The 7470-nt window shown below is 33.8% G+C and carries 7 protein-coding genes; 2 read left to right on the forward strand and 5 right to left on the reverse strand.

What is annotated here, in order from left to right:
- Positions 1-144: 144 nt before the first annotated feature.
- Complete coding sequence (locus ACH2BV_RS05005) at positions 145-936, reverse strand: SDR family oxidoreductase (RefSeq protein ID WP_395049626.1); 792 nt, start codon at positions 934-936, stop codon at positions 145-147.
- 165 nt (positions 937-1101) lie between these two features.
- On the reverse strand, positions 1102-2412 hold the full coding sequence (gene der, locus ACH2BV_RS05010; RefSeq protein ID WP_395049627.1) for a ribosome biogenesis GTPase Der: 1311 nt from the start codon (positions 2410-2412) through the stop codon (positions 1102-1104).
- Between the two features lie 139 nt (positions 2413-2551).
- Here der and ACH2BV_RS05015 point away from each other — a divergent pair, with 139 nt between their 5' ends.
- Positions 2552-3049, forward strand: a complete 498-nt coding sequence (locus ACH2BV_RS05015) for a hypothetical protein (RefSeq protein WP_395049628.1) — start codon at positions 2552-2554, stop codon at positions 3047-3049.
- 20 nt (positions 3050-3069) lie between these two features.
- A complete protein-coding gene (locus ACH2BV_RS05020) occupies positions 3070-3852 on the forward strand; it encodes a TlpA family protein disulfide reductase (protein WP_395049629.1) in 783 nt (260 codons plus the stop codon).
- Positions 3853-3873: 21 nt separating this feature from the next.
- Here the strand turns inward: ACH2BV_RS05020 and era are convergent, their stop codons facing one another.
- The 3 genes from era to ACH2BV_RS05035 all read right to left on the reverse strand — a co-directional run bounded on the left by era (position 3874) and on the right by ACH2BV_RS05035 (position 6497).
- The gene (gene era, locus ACH2BV_RS05025; protein WP_395049630.1) at positions 3874-4755 is read right to left on the reverse strand and encodes a GTPase Era; all 882 of its coding nucleotides are present in this window, start codon (positions 4753-4755) and stop codon (positions 3874-3876) included.
- Between the two features lie 88 nt (positions 4756-4843).
- Positions 4844-5572, reverse strand: coding sequence for an alpha/beta hydrolase (locus tag ACH2BV_RS05030; protein WP_395049631.1), 729 nt, complete (start codon positions 5570-5572; stop codon positions 4844-4846).
- Between the two features lie 58 nt (positions 5573-5630).
- The gene (locus ACH2BV_RS05035) at positions 5631-6497 is read right to left on the reverse strand and encodes an alpha/beta hydrolase (RefSeq protein WP_395049632.1); all 867 of its coding nucleotides are present in this window, start codon (positions 6495-6497) and stop codon (positions 5631-5633) included.
- Positions 6498-7470: the final 973 nt, after the last annotated feature.

Below are 7470 nucleotides of genomic sequence, written 5' to 3' on the forward strand. Positions count from 1 at the left end.
TAAACTTAAAAATACAAAATAAGGAGCAGAAAAACTAGTTTTCTACTCCTTATTTATTAATCAATTAAGTACTAAAATGACTTTTTCAGTGCCCTCAAAAAATTGGAACTCTTTTTATTTATTTAAATTAGTATTTAGAAAACCTTACCTCACTTTGCTTTTCAAAACAAAATAATGCAAGAACTTAGGAAAGAATCGTTTCAGATAAACGCCTAAAACTTCTTTACCACCAATATAGACTTCAAATTTATTAGACTCCACCGCTTTTACAAATTTCTTAGCAAAAACGGCAACGGGCATTCCGTTTTTCGTGGCTTCATCTTCTTGATTTTGGCTTGAACCGTTTCCAATTAAAGCGTTTTTTGCTACATTAGTTTGGATAAATCCCGGACAAATAAGGGTTACATCAAGAAAGTCCTTGTAATGTTCCATTCTCAACACGTCAAAAAAGCCGTGAAGCGCGTGTTTTGCACCACAATATCCAGAACGATATGGTGAACCAAATTTTCCCATCAAACTAGTAATGGTTACAAAATGTCCGCTTTGATTTTTTATGAAATGTGGAAGCAAAGCTTTGGTCAAAGCGATCGTTCCCAAATAATCGACTTCGATGAGTTTTTTATCCACTTCAAAATCAGTTTCGGCGATAAGTGACCGTTGGCTAACTCCTCCATTGTTGACAAGAATATCGATTTTTCCAAAGGCAGCGATTGCTTTTTCTGCATTGTTTTTGGCATTGCCAAAATTAGCCAAGTCAAAAGGCAAAACCATAACTTCGGCATTTACACATTTAGATTTTACTAATTCTAGAGCTTCAACATTTCGCGCCGAAAGTATCAATTTACAGTTTTTGCGAGCCAATTCATAAGCCAATGCCTCACCTATTCCGCTTGAAGCTCCCGTAATCCATACTACTTTGCCTTTTATTGATTTCATCTGTTTATAATATTTGTTTTTTATCGGAAGTTGGAACGCCCATAATCATATTCCTGTGTTTCAATGATAATTGTATTGGCGTCTTATTTTTTTTATAAAAATAAAAAAGTTTATCGAGCTTTTGCAAACTCCATAAACTTTATGTTAGAATCAAGAAAGAAAAGACTATTTCTCTCTAATATAAATATCAATTGGAACACCAGAAAAATCCCAGTTTTCACGAATTTTATTTTCAAGGTAACGTTTGTATGGTTCTTTAACATATTGTGGCATATTAGCAAAAAATACAAACTGTGGTGTCAATGTTGGCAACTGCATACAATATTTAATTTTCACATATTTCCCTTTTGTAGCTGGTGGCGGATAAGCTTCGATTACTTTCAACATAAATTCATTGAATTTTGAAGTTGCAATACGTTGTTTTCTATTTTCAAAAACCTGAACTGTTGCTTCTAATGCTTTCAACAAACGTTGTTTTGTCAATGCCGAAACAAAAAGAATGGGCACATCTGTAAATGGCATTAATTCTTCCCTGATTTTTGCTTCGTAATCACGGGTTGACATCGTGTCTTTTTCGACCAAATCCCATTTGTTTACCAAAATCACAACTCCTTTTCGGTTTTTTTCGGCCAACCAAAAAATACTTTGGTCCTGACCTTCAAAACCACGGGTTGCATCAATAATCAAGATACAAATATCGGCGTGTTCAATCGCACGAACCGAACGCATCACCGAGTAAAACTCCAAGTCTTCCTTTACTTTCGCTTTACGACGAATTCCAGCAGTATCAACCAAGTTGAATTCGAATCCAAAACGGTCAAATTTTGTATCAATTGCATCACGAGTTGTTCCCGCAATGTCAGTAACCATAAAACGTTCTTTACCAATCAAGGCATTTATAAAGCTTGATTTTCCAGCATTAGGACGACCCACAACTGCAAAACGCGGTAACACAACTTCTTCTTGGACTGGTTCTGGTTTCACTGGAAAAGCATCAATTACTGCATCCAATAGATCTCCTGTTCCACTTCCTGAAATACTGGCGAAAGTGTAAAATTCGCCTAAACCAAGGTTGTAAAACTCGAGAGCATCCTTTTCACGCATCGCATTATCTACCTTATTTACAGCAAGTAAAACGGGTTTTTTTACCTTACGCAAAAGTCTGGCAACTACATCATCCATTGGTGTGATGCCTTCTTCAACATCAACTACAAATATAATAACGTCGGCTTCATCGATTGCCAATTCAACTTGTTTACGGATTTCGCCTTCGAAAACATCATCAGATCCACGAACATAACCACCTGTGTCAATCACAGAAAATTCCTTTCCGTTCCATTCACTTTTTCCGTAGTTTCTGTCACGAGTCACGCCCGAAACCGAATCTACAATAGCTTCTCTTCTTTGTATCAATCGATTAAAAAGCGTCGATTTTCCTACGTTTGGTCTTCCTACAATGGCTACAATGTTATTCATAATCTAATTTCAAATATTTACTTCGTCTGTTCAACCGCTATGCGGTTTCGGGTTGCAAAGGTAGTGTTAAATACTATAATATCAATTTTTTTACTATTTTGCAGTACCTTTAATAATTTCGAACCTAAAATTTGCTGTAATGGATGCCAATAATGAAATACGACTTCGCCTACGTTTTTATAAAGACGTGACAGAAAACATAGACACAATTCGTCAAAAATTCGAAAATTATAAAGTAAATTGTACTGAAGATTGTCATCTAAAGATCAAACACAATCATATTTGGATGAATATGCCCGATGCAAAACGCGAATATTGGTCGCCACATTTGCATTTGGAATTAGAACCAAAAGACAATAACGAAACACACATCCGTGGATTATTTGGCCCAGAACCTACTTTATGGACACTTTTTATGTTTCTGCATTTTATGGTGGCAGGAATTTTTGTGATTTTTAGCGCTATCGCCTACTCCAATTATGTCTTGAAACAACCAACCACCATGGATTTAATTGTAATGTTATTGATGGTCATCGTTTGGTTTTTGCTTTATTTCATAGCCAAACAAATCCGGTTTAAAGGCAATGATCAAATGAATGAATTGGAAGGGAAGTTTTTGGAGATTTTGGAATCGTAGATTAATTTATTGCATTTATTATGAAACCATCACATTTATCTATATTAATATTTACAGTTTTAGTATTGTCATCTTGCCATAAAAATTCTGATTATGGAAATCCAGAAGTTGATTTTTATATAATTCAAAAAGACTATATGAGTTGGTGGAATTACTATTCTAAAAACATCATTTTATCCTCTGACTTTATCTCACTTGACGAAAATTCAAATATTATTAGTAAGGAATATTTCTTAGAACTTCTTACTTCTGGAGATTTTATTCCCATCAGATTAAGCCCAAAAGACACATTGTCTTATTATAAACTTTATAGATTAGAGGCTATTTGCGACACTACAATTAAGTCAACCATTATGAGTGAAAGCTTATATTCGTATGAAAACTTTAAAAAGGAAGGAACTCAGTTTCCTGAATTAAATTTTAAAGATTTGAATGGTATAATCTACGATAAGGAAACAACAAAAGGCAAAATAATAGTTTTGAAATGCTGGTTCATACATTGCCAAAGATGCGTTCAGGAGATGCCAGAACTTAATAAATTAGTAAAAAAATACGAAAATCGAAAAGACATTGTTTTTGTCAGTTTGGCCACAGACACAAATCAAGAATTAGAAAAATTTTTGACCAAAAAAACCTTTAATTATGCAGTAGTTCCAAATCAAAAATCATATATAACAGAAACTTTAAATATAAGCACCTACCCTACTCACATAATAATCAATAAGCAAGGTAAGATTTCGAAAGTAGTAAGTGATTCTAAAGAATTGTCAATAGAATTAAAAAAGGAATCTCTTTTGAAATAGAGAGACTTTCTAACTGAACCCTTATTGATTATACCCAAACCTCTTCAACATATTTGCGTTGCTTCTCCAATTTTTGTTAACTTTTACATACAATTCGATATGAATTTGTTTTCCGAAAAATTTCTCTAAATCGGCACGTGCTTCCATTCCCACTTGTTTTAAGGCAGCACCTTTGTGACCAATGATAATTCCTTTTTGGGTTTCGCGTTCCACCATAATCAGGGAACGAATTCGGATAATGTTTTCGTCTTCGAAGAATTCTTCGGTCACGATTTCGACCGCATACGGAATTTCTTTGCTGTAATTTAACAAGATTTTCTCGCGAATGGTTTCGTTTACAAAGAAACGTTCCGGTTTGTCCGTCAATTGGTCTTTTGGATAATAAGCAGGCGATTCCGGCAACAATTCGATTATTCTTTGGAAAACTTCAGGAACATTAAAATTCTGCAAAGCTGATATTGGATAAATTTCAGCATTTGGAACTTTCTCCGTCCAGAACGCAACTTGAGTTTCTAATTGTTCTTGATTGGAGTTGTCAATTTTGTTCAACAATAACAAAACAGGAATTGTAGAATGGATGATTTTATTGAAAAAAGCTTCGTCTTTTAGTTCTTGTTCGCCAATTTCGACCATATAAATCAAGATATCGGCATCTTCAAACGCCGATTTCACGAAATTCATCATCGATTCCTGCATTTCATAAGCTGGTTTGATGATTCCAGGGGTATCAGACAAGATTAATTGAAAATCTTCACCATTTACAATCCCCAAAATTCGGTGACGGGTGGTTTGTGCTTTTGATGTTATGATGGATAATCTTTCGCCAACGAACGCGTTCATTAGGGTTGATTTTCCAACATTTGGATTCCCTATTATATTTACAAAACCTGCTTTATGTGCCATATCTTTTATTTTTTTCAATCAAAGCTTGATTGAATTTTGCGCAAAGGTAAGTAATACAGAGGGTCATCTATTAGAATAATTCTAAAAATCATTGCAATAATTCATCAATTTTTTTATGATATACGTCAAAAGTGCTGATGTTTCCGTGATTCGCAGTTTCGATGATGATTAATTCTTTAGGGAAATTTGCTGCCTTGAAAAGTTTTTTGGCCGAAGACAAAGGAACGACTCTGTCTTGGGTTCCGTGAAAAATGGTTAGTTCGCAGTTGATCTTCTTTACATAATAGCCTGATTTCATTTTATAATTAAATATAAATTCGGGCAAAATAGGCAGCCAGGAATTAGCTACATCAATAATGCTGAAATAAGGTGTTTCTAAAATTACTTTTCTGGGGTGATTTTCAGAAGCTATTTTTGTAGCGATTCCGCTTCCCAACGAGCGACCATAAATGATAATATCTTGTTCTTTGTAATTTTTTTTAACAAAATCGTAGACCATTTGGGCATCTTGATACAAAATTTGTTCTGTTAGTTCGCCCGTACTTTTGCCGTAACCTCGGTAATCCATCACAAAAACATCGTAGTTCTTTTTGACAAAATATTCTGTTATTTTACTCCATCTTTCGAGTCCGGCCCTGTTTCCATGATAATAAACGATGACACCTTTCGGGTTTTTATTTTTAAACCAAATAGAATGAATTCTTCCATTATTGGGAGTTTCCAAGAAAACTTCTTCGAAAGGAGTTTCTAATTCAAATTTGAAATCCTGTGACAGAACAGTGGGTTGAAATATGATTTTTTTTTGTAAAAAATACATGGTGCAGCATATTAATGAGTAGATGAAAAGCAATGTGCAAAGGAACTTTACAACCTTATTATTCTTTTTTATTTTTGGAATGTTGGACATTGATGCTCGTTTTGGTTAAATCTACCTCGGTTTTTCGGTTAATTAATATTTCCGCCAAAATTGTATGATAGGATTCAAAGTTATTCAAGTTCTTGTGTCCGCCTTCAATAATGGGATACAATCTGGAGTTTCCGCAGTTATTTCGGGAAAGTTTTATGGCGGTTTTAAATGGGATTAAGGTGTCTTTTGTTCCGTGAATAATGTGTATGGGGCATTTCACGTATTTAATCCATTTGTAAGTTGGAATTGGATACCGTAATATTATGGAAAGCGGCATGAATGGTAAATACCTATTTGTAATATGCCGCATACTATAATAAGGCGCGTCTAAAATCAGCATTTTTGGATTGTTGATTGAGGCTAATTTGGTTGCAAAACCGCTTCCCAATGACCTTCCGTAAATGATAATGTATTTTTCGTCAATCTTCTCCTTGATTTTATCATAGATAAATTGCATATCTTTTTTGATGGCTTCTTGAGAGCGTTTTCCTGTGCTTTTTCCAAAACCTCTGTAATCAATCATAATGACATCGTAGCTGTGAGAAGTAAAGTCAACCGCAAATTTCCCCCAACCTTTGATGCTTTTGCTGTTTCCTTTGAGATACAAAACCACTCCTTTTGGATTGATTGATTTGAATCTTAGACCATTCATTACTGCTCCGTCTGGCAAATCGACATTGTATTCCTCGAATTCCTGGTTTTCATACCTGAACTGAAAATCCTGCGATAATTTCTCAGGCTTGAATATAAAAGACTCTTGCAAATAGTACAACAAAATGCTGATAGTTATGTAAACTATGAGTGAAATAACCAAAATATATAATACATTTTCCATCACTATCTCTTTTGATAAAGATATAAATTTTTTATGATCAAATACATTTATAAGAATATTGGAATAAAAAAAGCCATTCATTTCTGAATGGCTTGCTTCGTAACGGGAACAGGACTCGAACCTGTGACCTTCGGGTTATGAGCTGAATCTTATATTCAAATCAACCTAAAATATACCATTATAGCCGCCCAATTTGAAGATAATCATTAAAACCGTATGCGTTTTAGTATGCAATATTGGTTAATAATTTAGATCAATCTTTGGCAAAAATAGATAAATTTAGCATTGATAAATTTAAGGATACTAAAGTTTTCTAGATTTACAAAAGACGGTTCTAAAAATATATTCCATTGATTCTTGTTTTGAAATCAAGACTGGTCTTTTAGGGTTTCTATTTTTTGAATGTGATTGATTTAGGTTACCTAATAAAGCATATAACTTTTCTAGTTCCTTTTCAGGAAGACAGATAGCAACGTTATATACAGTTTCGGCAATCATCATTACAATAATTTATTACAAGAGGTAATTAATTTTATTGTAAATGTTGAATTTTTAACTTTATGCCTACTAGGATTCCTAGCAATTCCAGTGGATTTCTGGCAATTTCAAGAAGTTCAAGTAGAATTTTCAGTAGTTTCAGTCCGTTTTCGAAAGCTTCTGATAACTTCTGGTAATTTTAGGTAGTTTCAGGTAATTTCAGGGAGTTTCAGGGAGTTTTTATAAACTACCTGAAATTGAAGGAATTTCAGGTAAGTAATTCGATTTTGTGAATTACGTGGAACATTTTCCTTAAATCAATGATGCAGTATTTCGAGAAGTATGATTTAAGGTTTGATAACCTTAATCATCTCTGTAGCACCAAAAACCTCTAAAGAAATCGAGGGCACTGAAAAAGTCATTTTAGTACTTAATTGATTAATAAATAAGGAGTAGAAAACTAGTTTTTCTGCTCCTTATTTTGTATTTTTAAGTT

The organism is Flavobacterium sp. (genome assembly GCF_043780635.1).
In the GTDB taxonomy this organism is placed as follows: Bacteria; Bacteroidota; Bacteroidia; order Flavobacteriales; family Flavobacteriaceae; genus Flavobacterium.

Coding starts and splice junctions, on each gene's coding strand:
- ACH2BV_RS05005 (WP_395049626.1), bottom strand. CDS start 936: ATGAAATCAATAAAAGGCAAAGTAGTATGGATTACGGGAGCTTCAAGC.
- der (WP_395049627.1), bottom strand. CDS start 2,412: ATGAATAACATTGTAGCCATTGTAGGAAGACCAAACGTAGGAAAATCG.
- ACH2BV_RS05015 (WP_395049628.1), top strand. CDS start 2,552: ATGGATGCCAATAATGAAATACGACTTCGCCTACGTTTTTATAAAGAC.
- ACH2BV_RS05020 (WP_395049629.1), top strand. CDS start 3,070: ATGAAACCATCACATTTATCTATATTAATATTTACAGTTTTAGTATTG.
- era (WP_395049630.1), bottom strand. CDS start 4,755: ATGGCACATAAAGCAGGTTTTGTAAATATAATAGGGAATCCAAATGTT.
- ACH2BV_RS05030 (WP_395049631.1), bottom strand. CDS start 5,572: ATGTATTTTTTACAAAAAAAAATCATATTTCAACCCACTGTTCTGTCA.
- ACH2BV_RS05035 (WP_395049632.1), bottom strand. CDS start 6,497: ATGGAAAATGTATTATATATTTTGGTTATTTCACTCATAGTTTACATA.